General features: G+C 38.1%; 14 protein-coding genes. 2 read left to right on the top strand and 12 right to left on the bottom strand.

Annotation, left to right across the window (positions count from 1 at the left end; translation table 11 throughout):
• Positions 1 to 24: 24 nt before the first annotated feature.
• Positions 25 to 1,080, top strand: a complete 1,056-nt coding sequence (leuB, locus tag FBT53_RS03505) for a 3-isopropylmalate dehydrogenase (RefSeq protein WP_136949781.1) — start codon at positions 25 to 27, stop codon at positions 1,078 to 1,080.
• A gap of 71 nt (positions 1,081 to 1,151) precedes the next feature.
• On the opposite strand, the gene FBT53_RS03500 is transcribed toward leuB, so the two are convergent.
• From FBT53_RS03500 to ilvD, 8 genes are all read right to left on the bottom strand, one after another.
• The gene (locus FBT53_RS03500) at positions 1,152 to 2,378 is read right to left on the bottom strand and encodes an MFS transporter (RefSeq protein ID WP_136949780.1); all 1,227 of its coding nucleotides are present in this window, start codon (positions 2,376 to 2,378) and stop codon (positions 1,152 to 1,154) included.
• A gap of 235 nt (positions 2,379 to 2,613) precedes the next feature.
• The gene (locus FBT53_RS03495) at positions 2,614 to 3,327 is read right to left on the bottom strand and encodes a DUF4197 domain-containing protein (protein WP_080318411.1); all 714 of its coding nucleotides are present in this window, start codon (positions 3,325 to 3,327) and stop codon (positions 2,614 to 2,616) included.
• Positions 3,328 to 3,424: 97 nt separating this feature from the next.
• Positions 3,425 to 5,014 carry an NADP-dependent glyceraldehyde-3-phosphate dehydrogenase gene (locus FBT53_RS03490; RefSeq protein WP_136949779.1) on the bottom strand — a complete coding sequence of 530 codons (1,590 nt, stop codon included), beginning with the start codon at positions 5,012 to 5,014 and terminating at the stop codon, positions 3,425 to 3,427.
• Between the two features lie 46 nt (positions 5,015 to 5,060).
• Positions 5,061 to 6,326 (bottom strand): threonine ammonia-lyase, encoded by a 1,266-nt coding sequence (ilvA, locus tag FBT53_RS03485; protein ID WP_136949778.1) that lies wholly within the window; start codon positions 6,324 to 6,326, stop codon positions 5,061 to 5,063.
• Between the two features lie 50 nt (positions 6,327 to 6,376).
• Positions 6,377 to 7,852: a ketol-acid reductoisomerase gene (gene ilvC, locus FBT53_RS03480; protein WP_136949777.1), complete on the bottom strand. Its 1,476-nt coding sequence runs from the start codon at positions 7,850 to 7,852 to the stop codon at positions 6,377 to 6,379.
• Positions 7,853 to 7,878: 26 nt separating this feature from the next.
• Positions 7,879 to 8,409 (bottom strand): acetolactate synthase small subunit, encoded by a 531-nt coding sequence (gene ilvN, locus FBT53_RS03475; RefSeq protein WP_010516606.1) that lies wholly within the window; start codon positions 8,407 to 8,409, stop codon positions 7,879 to 7,881.
• A 12-nt stretch (positions 8,410 to 8,421) separates the two neighbouring features.
• Positions 8,422 to 10,155, bottom strand: coding sequence for a biosynthetic-type acetolactate synthase large subunit (gene ilvB / locus FBT53_RS03470; protein ID WP_136949776.1), 1,734 nt, complete (start codon positions 10,153 to 10,155; stop codon positions 8,422 to 8,424).
• Between the two features lie 11 nt (positions 10,156 to 10,166).
• Complete coding sequence (ilvD, locus tag FBT53_RS03465; RefSeq protein ID WP_136949775.1) at positions 10,167 to 11,843, bottom strand: dihydroxy-acid dehydratase; 1,677 nt, start codon at positions 11,841 to 11,843, stop codon at positions 10,167 to 10,169.
• 290 nt (positions 11,844 to 12,133) lie between these two features.
• On the opposite strand from ilvD, the gene FBT53_RS03460 reads away from it, so the two are divergent.
• Entirely contained in the window at positions 12,134 to 12,859 is a 726-nt protein-coding gene (locus tag FBT53_RS03460) for a nitroreductase family protein (RefSeq protein WP_136949774.1), read from the top strand.
• On the opposite strand, the gene FBT53_RS03455 is transcribed toward FBT53_RS03460, so the two are convergent.
• Genes FBT53_RS03455 through FBT53_RS03440 form a run of 4 tightly spaced genes read right to left on the bottom strand, consistent with a single transcriptional unit; the run spans position 12,849 to position 16,346 of the window.
• Positions 12,849 to 13,685, bottom strand: coding sequence for a biotin-dependent carboxyltransferase family protein (locus tag FBT53_RS03455; protein WP_136949773.1), 837 nt, complete (start codon positions 13,683 to 13,685; stop codon positions 12,849 to 12,851). The genes FBT53_RS03460 and FBT53_RS03455 overlap by 11 nt on opposite strands.
• Complete coding sequence (pxpB, locus tag FBT53_RS03450; RefSeq protein WP_136949772.1) at positions 13,682 to 14,416, bottom strand: 5-oxoprolinase subunit PxpB; 735 nt, start codon at positions 14,414 to 14,416, stop codon at positions 13,682 to 13,684. Before pxpB ends, FBT53_RS03455 begins: the two co-directional genes overlap by 4 nt.
• Positions 14,395 to 15,150 carry a LamB/YcsF family protein gene (locus FBT53_RS03445; protein WP_136949771.1) on the bottom strand — a complete coding sequence of 252 codons (756 nt, stop codon included), beginning with the start codon at positions 15,148 to 15,150 and terminating at the stop codon, positions 14,395 to 14,397. The genes pxpB and FBT53_RS03445 overlap by 22 nt, the downstream gene beginning before the upstream one ends.
• Complete coding sequence (locus tag FBT53_RS03440) at positions 15,150 to 16,346, bottom strand: Nramp family divalent metal transporter (protein ID WP_136949770.1); 1,197 nt, start codon at positions 16,344 to 16,346, stop codon at positions 15,150 to 15,152. The genes FBT53_RS03445 and FBT53_RS03440 overlap by 1 nt, the downstream gene beginning before the upstream one ends.
• Positions 16,347 to 16,480: the final 134 nt, after the last annotated feature.

Genomic DNA, 16,480 nt, shown 5'->3' with positions numbered 1-16,480 from the left:
TAACCACACTTAGATACTACATACATGAAATTAAATATTGCCTTATTGGCAGGAGACGGAATTGGACCAGAAGTTATAGATCAAGCGGTTAAAGTTAGTGATGCCGTAGCCCTAAAATTTGGGCACGATATTACTTGGAAGCCTGCACTTACTGGTGCAGCTGCCATTGACGCCGTGGGAGAGCCTTATCCGGACGAGACACATGAAGTTTGTGCTAATGCAGATGCTGTCCTATTTGGCGCAATAGGCGACCCACGTTTTGACAATGACCCTTCTGCAAAAGTAAGACCAGAACAAGGCCTATTAAAAATGCGTAAAAAATTGGGGTTGTTCGCCAATGTACGTCCAACTTTCACTTTTCCTTCTTTAATAGATAAATCACCTTTAAAAAGAGACCGTATAGAAGGAACCGATTTAATAATCCTTAGAGAACTAACTGGTGGAGTATACTTTGGTGAAAGAGGTAGACTAAATGATGGTGACACCGCTTTTGACACCATGACCTATCATCGTTTTGAAATTGAGCGCTTGGCTAAAAAGGGTTTTGAAATGGCTTTAAAACGTGGAAAAAGATTGTGCTGCGTGGATAAAGCCAACGTTTTAGAGGCTTCTCGTCTTTGGAGAGAAACCGTACAAGCCATGGAAAAAGATTACCCAGAAGTAGAGGTAACTTATGAATTTGTAGATGCCGTAGCCATGCGTTTAATACAATGGCCCAAAGGATATGATGTAATAATTACCGCTAACCTGTTTGGCGATATTTTAACCGATGAGGCTTCTGTAATCTCTGGCTCTATGGGGCTAATGCCCTCCTCTTCTGTTGGTAGTGAAGTTTCTTTATATGAACCAATACACGGCTCGTATCCACAAGCTGCGGGTAAAGACATCGCTAATCCGTTAGCAACAGTATTATCTGCCGCAATGCTTTTTGAAGATAAAGGGCTTTCTGAAGAAGCGCAAGCTATCCGTGATGTGGTAAACAAATCTTTAGCAGAAGGTATCGTAACAGAAGATATAGCTGAAGGTGGTAAGGCGTACAAAACCTCGGAGGTTGGGGATTGGTTGGCCAAAAACATTTAAGCCATAACTTATAATAACCAAAAAAGGCCTGAACTAAGCATTCAGGCCTTTTTTTATTTCTTTAAAATACATTAGCAACAAGAGGCTAACTGATTTTTTTGTTTCTCGGCTTTTACTTTTTGCTTTCTATAAACCATAATACCAATAGCAATTAGAACACCTAAACCTGCCAAAATAGCACCTACCACACTGGCTGCAGTTACGCTAAATCCAAAGACCAATGGTAGTCCGGCTAAATATGCACCAGAAGCATTACCTATATTAAATGCACTTTGATTCATTGAAGCACCAATTTTTTCCGCTCCTTTTGCACTATTGATAATTGCCATTTGCAAGGGCGCGGCAACCGTAAAGGTGATTAATCCAATAGAAAAGGCTAAAACCAATACCACTATGGCATTAAATGCAAAAAAGGAATTAATCAATAAAACCAGACTCATTGCGGTTAAACTTATTATCACCGATTTTAAAGGCTTATATACCTCTGCCATTCTAGCGCCAATAAAATTACCTAAAACCATGCCTGCACCAGCAATTACCATAGCATAGCTTACCACGTACTCTGGTAAATTGGCCACATCCGTTATCAAAGGAGCAATATAACTGTACCATGCAAAAAAACCACCTGTACCTATGGCTGTTAAAGCAATTATGGCCCATAGCTCTCCGTTTTTGAATACTGGTACATTAGCCTTAGGCTGCTCTTTTTCATCGGATTGCTGTTTTACCTCACCATCAATTTTAGGCATCCAAAAAAAGATGCTCAAAAAAGTTAGTATACCAACAATACCCACTAAGAAAAAAGAGATGCTCCAACTATAGGTTTGTCCTAGATAGGTACCTAATGGAACACCTATCAAATTCGCAACGGTTAAGCCCGAAAACATTATGGCGATAGCTTGGGCCGCCTTTCCTTCTTTTGCTAAAGTAGTGGCAACTATAGAGCCAATTCCAAAAAATGCACCGTGTGGTAAGCCTGATAAAAAGCGCATGCTCAACATGGTATAGTAATTAGGAGAAAAGGCAGACAAAGTATTGAAAACCGTAAACCAAACCATTAATAGCAATAACATTTTTCTAGAAGGCAATTTATCGCCCATAGAAGCTAATAATGGTGCACCTACTACAACACCTAAAGCATAAGCCGCTATAAAATGCCCTGCCTCTGGAATACTAACTTGTAAACCATTTGCTACCTCTGGTAAAATACCCATGATAACAAACTCGGTTAAGCCAATTCCAAAACCACCTAAAGCTAATGCTAACAATGGTTTTGTTGTATTGATATTCTGTTTCATAGAATATATTTTAATTCTTTGTTTTTTATCATATTATCTACTGTGCAAAGTTCCAAATTTTGTTCCTGTTGAGATGATAGTAAATTGTTACTTTTATATGCTATATTAACATGTGTTGCCTTAATTTGTATAATATATTGTTAATAAAGTGTAAATTTTAGATGCTAAAGACGAATAGATATAACAAAAAAGTCCGGCTATAAAGCCAGACTTTAATCTCTTAAACAAGTATATTTTATTGTAGAGCAAATACTTTCTGCAACAACGCGGTAGTTCTAGAAGATACAGAGTTTCTAATTTCTTTTTCTTTGTCGCCTACTTTTACAAACAAACCGTCAATTGCCTGATTGGTTACGTACTCTGTTAAATTTGGATTTACCGGTTTCACCAATGGAACGGTATTGTATTTCTGAATAATAGTTGCCCAAATATCGTTTGCCCCTACTTTATCTAATGAAGCAGCAATTTTTGGTTCAAAAGCAGCTGCTAATTTTGTAGAGGTACTACCCTCTAAATATTCAGTAGCGGCCAGATCATTGGAAGATGTTAAAATGGTTTTAGCATCGGCAAAAGTAAAATCCTTAATGGCCTGCACAAAAATTGGTTTTGCTTCGCTTACTGCATCTTCTGCAGCCCTATTCAATACCTTCAATCCTTCATCTGCTAAGTTAGATAGACCTATTTTACGCAGTGTTGCGTCTACCTTCTGTAGTTCTTCTGGCAATAAAATTTTGACCGCTTCATCTTTGAAATAACCATCTTCCTTATTCAAGATATTTACCCCTTCTACCACACCAAACTCAAGTGCTTGTTTTAAACCACCAATGATTTCTTCTTGGGTTACCGGACCACCTGTGGTTGGCAAATTATTTACTACTTGTTGCAATTCTGCACAACTGCCAAAAGTGAGCAACACCGCTAATACTATTGTAATTTTAGATATTTTCATAGTTACTATTTTTAAAGTATTCCAAAAGTATAACAATCCACAAAAAAAGCCCTTGTTAAAACAAGGGCCGCACAGTTTTAATTCTAGTTAATTGCAATTATAATATGTAATCCGTACTTAAGAAGTTGCTCACCTTAGCTTCCAATAGTTGCTCTACTGTTTCATTGTTCACCTCATTGTCTTTAAAGGCAACAAACGTTCTAATACTAAAAGAACGTAAAGCATCGTGCACGCTCAAAGTTGCTTGCGCAGAGTCTTTTCTCCCTGTAAACGGGTACACGTCTGGTCCGCGTTGGCAAGAACTGTTTAGGTTTACCCTACAAACCAAGTTGGCCAATGTATCAATTAAAGGCGATAAGGTATAAACGTCTTTACCAAATAGACTCACTTGTTGTCCGTAATTAGATTCTGCCATATCATCTAAGGGTTCAGAAATATCCTTGAAAGACAACACGGGTACTACTGGTCCAAATTGCTCCTCTTGGTACACACGCATATCTTTTGTTACGGGATACAATACCGCTGGCCAAATGTAATTATCAAAACGCTGCCCGCCTTTTTCGTTCATTATCTTAGCACCTTTTGCTACGGCGTCATCAATTAATTCTTGAATATAATCTGGTTTTCCAGGTTCTGGTAGTGGCGTAAGCTTAACGCCATCTTCCCATGGATTACCAAATTTTAGGGCATCGATAGCCTTGGTATATTTCTCAAAAAATTCGTCTTTAACCTCTTCGTGAACATAAACCACTTTAAGAGCGGTACACCGTTGCCCGTTAAATGAGGTTGTCCCAGCAATAACTTCGTTCACCGTTAAATCCATATTTGCATCCGGTAGCACTATGGCCGGATTTTTAGCTTCGAGCCCCAAAACTAATCTTAGCCTATTGCTTTTTGGATGTTGCTCTTGCAATGCATTGGCCGATTTACTATTACCAATTAATGCCAAAACGTCTACTTTTCCTGTTTGCATAATTGGCGCAGCAACTGCCCTACCCCTTCCAAAAAGAATATTGACCACGCCTTTTGGAAAACTACTTTGAAAAGCTTCTAACAAAGGTGCTATTAACAAAACCCCATGTTTTGCGGGTTTAAAAATAGTAGTATTACCCATGATTATCGCGGGTATTAATAGCGCAAACGTCTCGTTTAAAGGATAATTGTAAGGGCCCAAGCACAATACAACTCCTAAAGGTCCACGGCGTATGTGCGCATAAACACCATCATGCTTTTGAAATTTAGCCGAGTCTCGATCTAACTGCTTGTAATCTTCTATTGTATCGTAAATGTATTCAACGGTACGGTCAAATTCTTTGTAAGAATCGGGCTTAGACTTCCCTATTTCCCACATTAAAAGTTTAACTACCTCTTCTCTTTTGGCCTCCATCTTTTTTACAAAGGTTTCCATACACTCAATACGGTCCTTTACTTTCATGGTAGGCCACAAGCCCTGACCTTGGTCATACGCTTTTAAAGCTGCATCTAATGCATCTAGAGCCTCTTTTTCTCCCATATCTGGGATACTTCCTAAAATGGTAGGTTGGTAATCTTCTGTACTAGAAATAGTGGAAATAACTTCTGTTGTAGCGCCATTCCACGCTCTAAGTTCACCATTGACTAAATAATGTCTTTGGTGTTTTTGTTCTTTTATTTGAAATTCTTCAGGAATTTGTGGTGTTGTTGTCATGCTAAGTGTTCTTGTATTTAATCCCTTTTTTAAGTTAGATTTAAGTTTAAATCAAGTATTGAAACAAATCTGGTTTGTCATTTAAATAGTCGCCAAAAAAGTTATTTTCTTTCATACGTTTAATCAGTGGCTCCAAGTCTAAAGGCGACTGCAACTCTATACCCACAACGGCCGGTGCATCTTCCCTACTAGACTTTTTAGAGTATTCAAAATGGGTTATATCATCTGTAGGCCCTAAAATATCTGCCACAAATTGTTTTAATGCCCCAGGTCTTTGCGGAAAACGAACAATAAAATAATGTTTTACCTTACCAAATAAAAGCGCTCGTTCTTTAATTTCTGCAGTTCTAGTAATATCATTGTTACTACCACTAACTATACAGACCACATTTTTACCCTTTAACCGCTCGCTAAATTGACCCAATGCCGCAATAGTTAACGCACCAGCAGGTTCTACCACTATAGCATCCCTGTTGTACAAGTCTAAAATGGTCTGGCAAACCAAACCTTCTGGCACTGTAACCATCTGACTTAAATGCTGTTTACAGATATTAAAATTAAGTGTTCCTACCCGCTTTACCGCAGCGCCATCTATAAATTTATCAATTTCTTCAAGTACTGTTACATTACCCAACTCCATAGATTTTTTCATGGAAGGAGCACCTTCTGGTTCTACCCCGATTATCTGGGTGTTGGGAGACAACTCTTTAAAAACCGAACAGATACCAGACACCAAACCACCACCACCAACAGGTACAAAAACATAATCTATAGGCACTTTAGTTTGGTTGAGCAATTCTAAACCAACCGTGGCTTGTCCTTCTATAATCTTTGGGTCGTCAAATGGGTGCACAAACGTTTTACCTTGCTCATCACATTCTTTTTGGGCTGCCAGATAGGCATCATCAAAAGTATCACCGCTTAAAACTACGGTAACCCAATCGCCACCAAACATTTTGGTTTGGTCTATCTTTTGTTTTGGGGTTACCACTGGCATGTAGATGGTTCCTTTAACCCCAAGATGGCTACAAGCAAACGCTACACCCTGTGCATGATTACCCGCACTGGCACAAACCACTCCATTTTCCAATGCTTCTTTGGAAAGTGAATGAATTTTATTGAAAGCACCACGAATTTTGTAGCTACGTACCCGTTGTAAGTCTTCCCGTTTTAACAATACATTAGCCCCAAGTGCTTTGCTTAGCCGTATACTTTCTTGCAAAGGTGTTTCTTCTGCGATACTACTTATGGTAATCGCAGCTTGCTGTATTGCACTTATTTTGGGAACATAAGTATTACTTTCTTCTTTCATTCAAAAAAAGATATAAAAAAAGGCAGGTTTTAAACCTGCCTTGTATTGTTTTAAGCTATCGGTTTCATTGCGGTCATTGAGGCTCGTAAACGCGCTCCTACTACTTCTACCGGGTGTTCTCTTAAGGCTTTGTTTACAGCAATTAATCGTTGGTTATCCACACCATTTCCTTGGCCCGCTGCAAACGGCTTGCCAATTACGTCTGTGTCTACGGTTTTCATAAAATCCGCTAACAAAGGTTTACAAGCATGATCAAACAAATAACAACCGTATTCTGCCGTATCAGAGATTACACGATTCATTTCAAATAACTTTTTACGTGCAATAGTATTCGCAATAAGTGGTGTTTCGTGTAACGATTCATAATAAGCAGATTCTGCAATAATTCCGGATTCAGTCATGGTTTCAAATGCCAATTCCACACCAGATTTTACAAACGCCACCATTAACACTCCATTATCGTAAAATTCCTGCTCAGTTATTTCAATGTCACCTGCGGGAGTTTTTTCAAAATTAGTTTCGCCTGTCTCTGCTCTCCACGTTAATAGGTTTTTATCATCATTAGTCCAATCTTCCATCATTGTTTTGGAGAAATGACCGCTCATAATATCATCCATATGCTTTTGGAACAATGGACGCATAATTTCTTTTAACTCTTCCGCCAAGTCAAAAGCTTTTATTTTAGCAGGATTAGACAGACGGTCCATCATGTTAGTAATACCACCTTGCTTAAGACCTTCTGTGATGGTTTCCCAACCGTACTGTATCAATTTTGAGGCATAACCCGCATCTATGCCTTTAGCTACCATTAAATCGAAGCTTAGGATAGAACCTGTTTGCAACAAACCACATAGAATAGTTTGCTCACCCATTAAATCTGACTTTACCTCTGCAACAAAAGAAGACTCTAACACACCTGCTCTATCGCCACCCGTTGCTGCTGCATAAGCTTTAGCCTGTTCTAACCCTTTACCTTCTGGGTCGTTTTCTGGGTGAACCGCAATTAGTGTTGGCACACCAAAACCTCTTTTGTATTCTTCCCTAACCTCTGATCCTGGAGACTTAGGTGCCACCATGATTACAGTTAAATCTTCACGTACCTGCATGCCTTCTTCTACAATGTTAAAGCCGTGAGAATAAGACAAGGTTGCGCCTTTCTTCATCAAAGGCATTACCGCATTTACTACGTTAGTATGCTGCTTGTCTGGCGTAAGGTTAATGACTACATCTGCAATAGGAATCAATTCTTCATAAGTACCACAAACAAAGTTGTTTTCCGTAGCATTTTTATACGATTGTCTTTGTTCTTTAATGGCTGCATCCCTTAAGGCATAAGATACATCTAAACCAGAATCTCTCATATTAAGACCTTGATTTAAACCTTGGGCTCCGCAACCAACAATTACAATTTTCTTTCCTTTTAGTGCAGATACACCATTCGCAAATTCATGAGTGTCCATAAATCGGCATTTTCCCAATTGCGTTAATTGGTCACGAAGCGATAGTGTATTAAAATAATTTGTCATTTTATACGTGTTTATTGGTATTACTTTTAGTTATTCAATTGAAATTCTTCTAATAAATTGGAAATTGGCATGGTTTCCTTAGAAACGGAAATACGACCCGAACGTACAAATTGTAAAATACCGAACGGTTCAAAAGCATCGTGCATTTCATCAATTTCATTTCTTCTACCTGTTTTAGCCAATACAAAAAAGTCTCTTGCTACCGTAACTATGGTGGCATTATGCTCCTTAATTATATTCTGAATTTGACGCTCATCAAACAACAAATCAGAATCTATTTTAAAGATGGCAGATTCCTGATAAATTATTTCATCGTCTGTATGATAAAAGGCTTTTATAACTTCTATCTGCTTTTCTATTTGTTGTACAATTTTACGTGTCCAATCTTCTGTAGTAAATACAACGATAGTGAATTTAGAAACATTCTCAATTTCTGATTTAGAAACATTTAAGCTCTCTATATTAATGTGTCGCTTTAAGAATATTCCTGATATTCTATTTAACAATCCAACACTATTTTCTGAATATACCGAAATGGTAAACCATTGATTTTCCATAGGATTCTTTTCTTATTTTAAACGAATATCAGATACGGATGCACCAGAAGGAATCATAGGAAAAACGTTATCCTCTTGTTCCACCACAACCTCCAAGAAATACGGACCATCATACTCCATCATTTCCTTGATACCCGCTTCTAAATCTTTTCTCTCTTCTATTCGGTTCGATTTAATGTGATACCCTTCCGCTATTTTCACGAAGTCAGGATTAGTCATTACCGTAGAAGCATATCGCTTGTCAAAAAACAATTCTTGCCATTGACGCACCATACCTAGGTGATTGTTATTAAGTACCACAATTTTAACGCCCACATTATGCTGAAAAATGACACCCAATTCTTGAATGGTCATTTGGTAACCGCCATCACCAATAATTGCTACCACAGGACGCTCTGGAGCTCCCATTTTAGCACCTATGGCTGCTGGTAGCGCAAAACCCATAGTACCCAAACCACCAGAAGTAATGTTGCTTTTACTTTGACGGAATTTAGCATAGCGACAGCCTATCATTTGGTGTTGCCCCACATCGGTAACCACAACCGCTTTTTGGTCCGAAGCTATATTTATTCCTTCTATCACCTCTCCCATGGTTAGACCAGGTTTGGTTGGATGAATATCGTTCTTAATTACCGCTTCAAATTCTTCTTGGTATTTTTTATCAAACTCCGCTTTCCATGCCTCGTGTGAGTTCTCTTTTACCTTTGGTAATAACAATTTTAAGGACGCTTTACAATCTCCTAAAACCGCTACATCTGCCTTAACATTTTTATTGATTTCTGCTGGGTCTATCTCAAAATGGATAACCTTGGCTTGTTTGGCATAGGTATCTAAGCTACCCGTAACCCGGTCATCAAAACGCATCCCAATAGCAACTAACAAATCGCACTCATTGGTTAACACATTAGGACCGTAATTACCGTGCATACCCACCATACCTACGTTAAGCGGATGTTCGGTATCCATTGCAGAAAGTCCCATGATAGTCCAGGCTGCAGGAATACCTGCTTTTTCTACCAATCGTTTTAATTCTTCTTCTGCCTCTCCAAGAATTACGCCCTGCCCAAAAACTATCATGGGCTTTTTAGCCGAATTGATAAGTTCTGCCGCGGCAGAAATGGCATTTTCGTCTGGCTCACTTACAGGTGTATAGCTACGTACGCCGGTACATTTTTCATACGTAAAATCAATTTCATCAAACTGAGCATTCTTAGTAATATCTACTAATACAGGTCCTGGTCTACCAGAACGTGCTATATAAAATGCCTTTGCCAAAATTTCTGGAATCTCAGACGCCTTGGTAATTTGATAGTTCCACTTTGTAACAGGTGTAGAAATACCAACAATATCTGTTTCTTGAAAAGCATCAGAACCCAATAAATGCCTGGGAACCTGGCCCGTAATACAAACCATTGGTGTTGAATCTATTTGTGCATCTGCCAACCCGGTGACCAAATTGGTTGCCCCTGGTCCCGAAGTAGCCATTGCCACCCCTACTTTACCACTTACTCTTGCATACCCTTGCGCGGCATGCGTAGCACCTTGTTCGTGGCGTGTAAGAATATGGGTAAGTTTATCTTGGAACTTGTACAACTCGTCATACACAGGCATTATAGCCCCTCCTGGATACCCATAAATTAAATCTACACCTTCTGCCAGCAAACAATGAATTATAGCCTCTGCACCTGTAACTCTCATGCTTTTTTGTTTTGCTGATTTATCTTCTGTTGCTTTTAATGTTTCCATAAACCTTTTTTTTAAAGGGCGTCAGTTACACAGCCTTTAGAGGCAGACGAAACTGTTTTAGCATATTTATACAAACTTCCTTTTCTCACTTTTAAATCTGGAGCAGCCCATTTGGCTTTCCTTTTTGCCATTTCTTCATCGGAAATTGCCACAGAAATGGTGTTTGCCTCGGCATCTATGGTGATTATATCGCCGTCTTCTACCAAAGCAATGTTACCACCTTCTTGTGCCTCTGGGGCAATATGCCCTACCACAAAACCGTGCGTACCACCAGAGAATCTACCATCAGTAATCAATGCTACATCTTTACCTAGCCCAGCACCCATAATAGCTGCTGTAGGTTTTAGCATTTCTGGCATACCTGGACCACCTTGAGGACCTTCATAACGGATAACCACAACATTACCTTTTTTTACCAAGCCATCGCGGATTCCCGCATTAGCCTCAAATTCGCCATTAAAGACTTTTGCGGGACCGGAGAAATGCAACCCTTCTTTACCTGTAATTTTAGCTACGGAACCTAATTCTGCCAGGTTACCGTATAAAATTCTTAAATGTCCTGTTTCTTTAATAGGATTGTCCAGACCATGAACTACATCTTGTCCGTCATGTAAGCCTGGAACATCTTTCATATTCTCTGCCAATGTTTTCCCGGTTACGGTTAAACAATCGCCGTGTAACATGTTATTTTCTAGCATAAACTTGATTACTCCAGGTACACCCCCTACGTTGTGCAAGTCTTCCATAGAATACTTACCACTTGGCTTTAAATCTGCTAAAAACGGAGTGGTATCGCTAATGCGTTGAAAGTCGTCTAAAGTAAAATCTATCTCCGCAGCTTTTGCGATTGCCAAAAAGTGCAATACCGCATTGGTAGAACCACCAAGTACGGTTATGAGTCGTACGGCATTCTCCAAAGACTTTTTAGTGATGATGTCTAAAGGTTTAATGTCATTTTCAATAAGGTAGCGCATCGCTTCCCCTGTTGCCTTACCATCATTATTTTTTTGCGAACCTACCGCCGGATTAGAAGAACTATAAGGCAAAGACATTCCCAATACCTCTATAGCCGATGCCATGGTGTTTGCCGTATACATACCGCCGCATGCACCTGCACCCGGACACGCTTTTTGTATTACTGATTTGTATTCTTTTTCATCAATAGAACCAGCTACCTTCTCTCCCCATGCCTCAAAAGCAGAAACAATGTCTAATTTTTTGTCTTTATGACAACCTGAGGCTATAGTGCCACCATATAATAATATAGAAGGTCTATTTAAACGAATCATCCCCATTAGAGCGCCCGGCATATTTTTATCGCAACCAACAACAGTAACCAAACCATCATAATTCATGGCCTGAACAACAGTCTCCATAGAATCTGCAATTAAATCTCTAGATGGAAGTGAATAGCGCATTCCATACGTTCCCATAGAAATACCATCACTAACCCCAATACTGTTGAAAATAAGTCCCACTAAATCTTTAGACTGCACACCAGATTTTACATGTTTGGCTAGTTCATTTAGGTGCATATTACAGGGATTACCTTCGTATCCTGTACTGCCTATCCCAATAAATGGCTTTTTTAAATCTTCTTCCGTTAAGCCGAGAGCATACAACATGGCCTGTGCTGCCGGTTGAGTTGGGTCTTGCGTTACGTTTTTACTGTACTTATTTAATTCCATTAGTATATTTTCCTAAAAAAGGTCTTTTTATTGCATTTTATTTCGAATATCAAAGATATATGTTTGATACACCTTAGAATTTTAACACTATCATTGTGTTTAGCCCCAGTGCAAGTCAAAATATAATAGTAATCTGATATACAGTTATTTAAGTTGTTTTTAAATATCATATTCAACTAATTCATAAAGTTTTTATTTAGCATTATGGATATAAAAACCAAAGGTCTCTGGCATCAAGTTTTTTTATAATCCTTAATGATTACCGTTCTTTGCAGCTTTAAAATGATGACATGGAAAAAACCTTTTCCGAAGCGGTAGCGTATAGACGTTCCGTTCGTGTATTTAAGGATGAGAAATTGAATGATGAAACAGTAGCTTCTTGCATAAAGAATGCGACTTTAGCACCTACCAGCAGTAATTTGCAGTTATGGGAGTTTTATGAAGTTAGAAACAGTAAGACTTTAGAAGAAATGACTGCGGCTTGCCTAGGACAAAATGCTGCAAAAACAGCAGAACGTCTACTTGTTGTGGTTGCAAGAAAAGATTTATGGAAAAAACGTGTACAAGCGAATATTAATTTTTTAGAGGAAGCTTACGGTAATAAAAAAGAAAGTGAATACACCTCAAGAGAAAAGTTTGCTCTTAACTATTACCGCAAATTAATCCCTACTGTGTACGTTGACTTTCTGGGAATATTAGGATTATTAAAATATTTAGTCTTTAATGTTATAGGCCTTTTTAAACCTGTATACCGACAAGTGCGAAAATCTGATATGCGTATTGTTGCGCATAAAAGTGCTGCTTTAGCGGCCCAAAATTTTATGACAGGAATGGCAGCTGTGGGCTATGACACCTGCCCCATGGAAGGTTTTGACAGTATTAAAGTTAAACAGATTTTAAATCTACCAAGCGGTGCTGAAATAAATATGGTTATAGGTTGTGGTGTTAGAGATGATAACGGAATCTACGGGCCACGATTTAGAGTGCCATTTTCCGACGTGCATTTTATAGTTTAAAAGTGATACTATCTCCATACTTTTTCTGAGCTAGTACGCAAATTGCTAGCTCAGACAACTGTAATACTCTAGGATAACCACCAGTTGTTTGCCCATCTTTCATTAAAATAATAAGCTTGCCAGCAGGAGTTAGTTGTACCGTACCAGGTAGTGTAGCGGCGGTTAAAATTGAATGTTCGTGTGGGTGTATAGCTTCTTCTAATTGATAAGCCATTCTATTGTTCTCTTTTGCTAAAGCGAACGTTTTACTAAACAATTGCTCTAATTGTTTATCTGTTAACAAACGGAATTCTGGTCCTTTACTAACCTCTAAAATAGGCGTATTTAGATAATTTGTATCTATTTTTACTATTGGAACTTCCCAACCTTTCTCATACGCTTTAAATGGCAATTCTGTATTAGCTTCTAATCTAGATATTTCTGTAATAGGATAGTACTGAGAACGGCTACCCAATTTTACAGCAGAATCAAAACCATTTTTAACCCCTAGATATCCTCTAAATCCATCAATGAGTCGTCCGAAAGCAATAACATCGCCTTCACTTACTTGATATACCTTATAATTTTCTATGGAAACTTTATTCAAGGTAGCCGACATGTTTGCTCCGCCAATACAGATATATGTAGGTGCATAAAATTGTAGTGTTGGCCCTGTCATTGTAATTTCTATAAGAGTAGCTTCTTCTGAATTCCCTAAAAGCATATTCACTTGTTCAAAAGCGATAGAATCCATAGCCCCAGAAACGGGTACACCTTTATTTCTATATCCAAAACGACCCTTATCTTGTAAAGAAGTGTATAAACCAGGTTTCAGCACTTTAATCATACTCCTTCTTGTTTTTCTGGTTTGTATATGCCTACTTCTACTTGAATCTTGATTAAATCGTATTCTGATTTTTCTATCGCCTTAAATTGAACCCTATCACCCACAGATACAAAACAAGGTTGTTCCTTTTCAATTTCAAATAAAGAAACAGGACAATTGCCAATAATATTCCAACCTCCTGGGGATTCTTGCGGGTATATACCTGTTTGTTTACTTGCCAAACCCACAGCTCCTTTGGCCACTTTTTGTCTAGGGTGTTTCCTTCTTGGAATTTCAAGAACTTCTGGCAATCCACCTAAATACATAAAACCCGGTAAAAAACCAATGCCATAAACATCATAAATAGACTCCGTATGCAATTTTATTATTTCTGATTTGTTATACCCCAGCCGTTGAATAACATTTTCCATATCTATGCTAAATTCATCATCATAGCAAACTGGTAATGTCCAAAGCACATTATCTCGATTTGCAACTTGCTCTAAGCTATTATATGTGTATTTAATTTTTGAAGCTATCGTTTCGAATTGAAATGCTTCCGTTCCATTATAAATTAAAGTGAGTGAATTATAGGCTGGCACAAATTCCCACATTCCGCTAAAACTATTTCTCAATTCCCGTTCAAGGGTTATACATTGGTTTAGAATAGCTCTGGACACCAGATGCTCCCATTCTATTAAAACGGCATGTGCGCCAAATGGTCTAATGCTTATTGGGTATTCTGATTCCATTTTTGCAGTTGTAGGTTATGGTTTGGCAATTCCTTTTGAAGATACATTAATATTTGCAATACATTAGGATTATCTCCATGGATGCAATAGGTGTTTGCTTGTATTTTTTTAAATTCATTATCTATAGTAAGTACCTTTCCTTGTTTAGCTATGGTTAACAAATGTGCGAGCACAGCTGTTGGCTTTTGTATTGTCGCTTTTTCCATAGAACGAGAAACCAGTTTTAAATCGTTACTATAATTACGATCTAAAAAAGCTTCAAAGTTGACCGAAAAACCATCTTCCAAGGCCAAGTTGGCTACAACGGAATTATGTGGTAAATACAAATGAGTATTGTTTTTATAAGGCTGCACAGCATTTAAAAAGACACGAGCAATTTGGTGATTATTAGCAGCATCATTATATAATGCTCCATGAGGTTTTATGTGATGCAACTTAGCTTTTTTAGCCTGGAGTACCTTTTCAAAATCTTCTAATTGATGAGATAAACTTTTTAGTAGTTCTTTTTTACCAATAGGGATACTTTTACGCCCAAAATTAGCCCTATCTGGATAACTGGGGTGCGCACCAATTTTCACCTGATTTTCTAGGGCTAAAATCACCACAGATCCCATCGTAGCATTAGAACCAGCATGGCCACCACATGCAATATTACAAGAGCTTATAAGTGGTAATAGACTAGCTTCATTTTCTAATCCCTCCCCAACGTCTGCGTTTATATCTATTACATTCATCACTCTAAAATTCCTACGACCTTCAATACACTTTTTAAACCCAAGAATATGGCAAAAACGATAATGAGTAAGGCAATAAAATTTTGCAAAGGCGTGTTGCTGTAATAAGACATTATTTTTTTATTATTCACCATCCAAACAAGCAAAATAGCTATAATAGGTAACAAAACTCCATTGGCTATTTGCGCAAACTTGATGATTTGTATAGGAGTAATATTAAAAGATAGTGACAATACACCAATAATAATAATGGAGGCCCAAACCATTCTGAATCGCCAATCTATGGCAGCAACATTCCAGTTAAAGCAACTATTTGCTACGTAAGCTGCTGCTAAAGGTGCTGTAATTGCAGAGGTTAAACCAGCCGCAAAAAGGCCGATGCCCATAAAAAAAACGGCAGCTTTACCGTATAAAGGTTCCAATCCCAACGCTAAATCCATTACTGTAGTTAAATTAGATTTAGGAATAGAAGCTGCGCACACTACTATTGCCATAGATACTAATCCACCCACCGCAATACTAATAACGGTATCTATCTGTGCTGTTTTTAAGTCTTTAAATGACTTCCACTTTTTGTTAACTAAATTAGCGTGTAAAAAGAGATTATAAGGCACCACAGTAGTACCTACCAGAGCCAATATAGTTGTAAAACCTGCCTCTTCTATTTGTGGTAAAAAAAGTCCCTCTAGTAATGGTAAGAGCTTTGGCTTGGTTAGGATAGCAGTAATTAAAAAAGACAGGCTCATTAAACTAATGAGACCCACAAAAAATCGTTCTAAAACTTTATAACTACCAAACCATAATAAGGTAAATGCTAATAGACCAACTATCCATGGATAGCTACCTAAATAAGCCTTACCAAATATTGCCTCTAAACCCAAAACAGCACCCCCAATATTACCAGCTTCATAGGCTGTATTACCAATTAAAATTGCACCTAAAACAACCGCCGTAATAGTTACTTTTAAGCTTTTATTAGGTATATTTTTATTGATGACACCACCAAGACCTTTCTGGGTTATTAATCCCAATCTTGCCGCCATTTCTTGGAGAACCATTGTTGCTAAAATTGACAACAATAAAGCCCATAACAAATTATAGCCAAACCTTATGCCTGCAAGGGAACAGGCCGTGACAGTACCTGGACCAATAAAGGCTGCGGCGACCAGAACTCCTGGCCCAATATTTTTGAACATAGCTAATCACAATTCAGCCCGTAAATTAACAACTCTAAGACAGATAATATGCATTTCATCTAAAAAAGTGTATTTCGTCTAAAAATCGGTTCCTTATTATACGAATTGAAAAATGTTAAAGTTATAATAGTCCC

Source organism: Flavobacterium sp. ASW18X, assembly GCF_005144745.1.
GTDB lineage: Bacteria > Bacteroidota > Bacteroidia > Flavobacteriales > Flavobacteriaceae > Croceivirga.
The sequence above is the reverse complement of the archived record's forward strand: the minus strand, read 5'-3'. Positions and strand labels throughout refer to the sequence as shown.

What these genes read in the sequence shown, in the direction of transcription:
- ilvB (WP_136949776.1), bottom strand. Translation starts at nt 10,155, where the DNA reads ATGGAAACATTAAAAGCAACAGAAGATAAATCAGCAAAACAAAAAAGC.
- leuB (WP_136949781.1), top strand. Translation starts at nt 25, where the DNA reads ATGAAATTAAATATTGCCTTATTGGCAGGAGACGGAATTGGACCAGAA.
- FBT53_RS03440 (WP_136949770.1), bottom strand. Translation starts at nt 16,346, where the DNA reads ATGTTCAAAAATATTGGGCCAGGAGTTCTGGTCGCCGCAGCCTTTATT.
- FBT53_RS03490 (WP_136949779.1), bottom strand. Translation starts at nt 5,014, where the DNA reads ATGACAACAACACCACAAATTCCTGAAGAATTTCAAATAAAAGAACAA.
- ilvN (WP_010516606.1), bottom strand. Translation starts at nt 8,409, where the DNA reads ATGGAAAATCAATGGTTTACCATTTCGGTATATTCAGAAAATAGTGTT.
- FBT53_RS03455 (WP_136949773.1), bottom strand. Translation starts at nt 13,685, where the DNA reads ATGATTAAAGTGCTGAAACCTGGTTTATACACTTCTTTACAAGATAAG.
- ilvA (WP_136949778.1), bottom strand. Translation starts at nt 6,326, where the DNA reads ATGAAAGAAGAAAGTAATACTTATGTTCCCAAAATAAGTGCAATACAG.
- FBT53_RS03445 (WP_136949771.1), bottom strand. Translation starts at nt 15,150, where the DNA reads ATGAATGTAATAGATATAAACGCAGACGTTGGGGAGGGATTAGAAAAT.
- FBT53_RS03500 (WP_136949780.1), bottom strand. Translation starts at nt 2,378, where the DNA reads ATGAAACAGAATATCAATACAACAAAACCATTGTTAGCATTAGCTTTA.
- ilvD (WP_136949775.1), bottom strand. Translation starts at nt 11,843, where the DNA reads ATGGAATTAAATAAGTACAGTAAAAACGTAACGCAAGACCCAACTCAA.
- pxpB (WP_136949772.1), bottom strand. Translation starts at nt 14,416, where the DNA reads ATGGAATCAGAATACCCAATAAGCATTAGACCATTTGGCGCACATGCC.
- FBT53_RS03495 (WP_080318411.1), bottom strand. Translation starts at nt 3,327, where the DNA reads ATGAAAATATCTAAAATTACAATAGTATTAGCGGTGTTGCTCACTTTT.
- ilvC (WP_136949777.1), bottom strand. Translation starts at nt 7,852, where the DNA reads ATGACAAATTATTTTAATACACTATCGCTTCGTGACCAATTAACGCAA.
- FBT53_RS03460 (WP_136949774.1), top strand. Translation starts at nt 12,134, where the DNA reads ATGGAAAAAACCTTTTCCGAAGCGGTAGCGTATAGACGTTCCGTTCGT.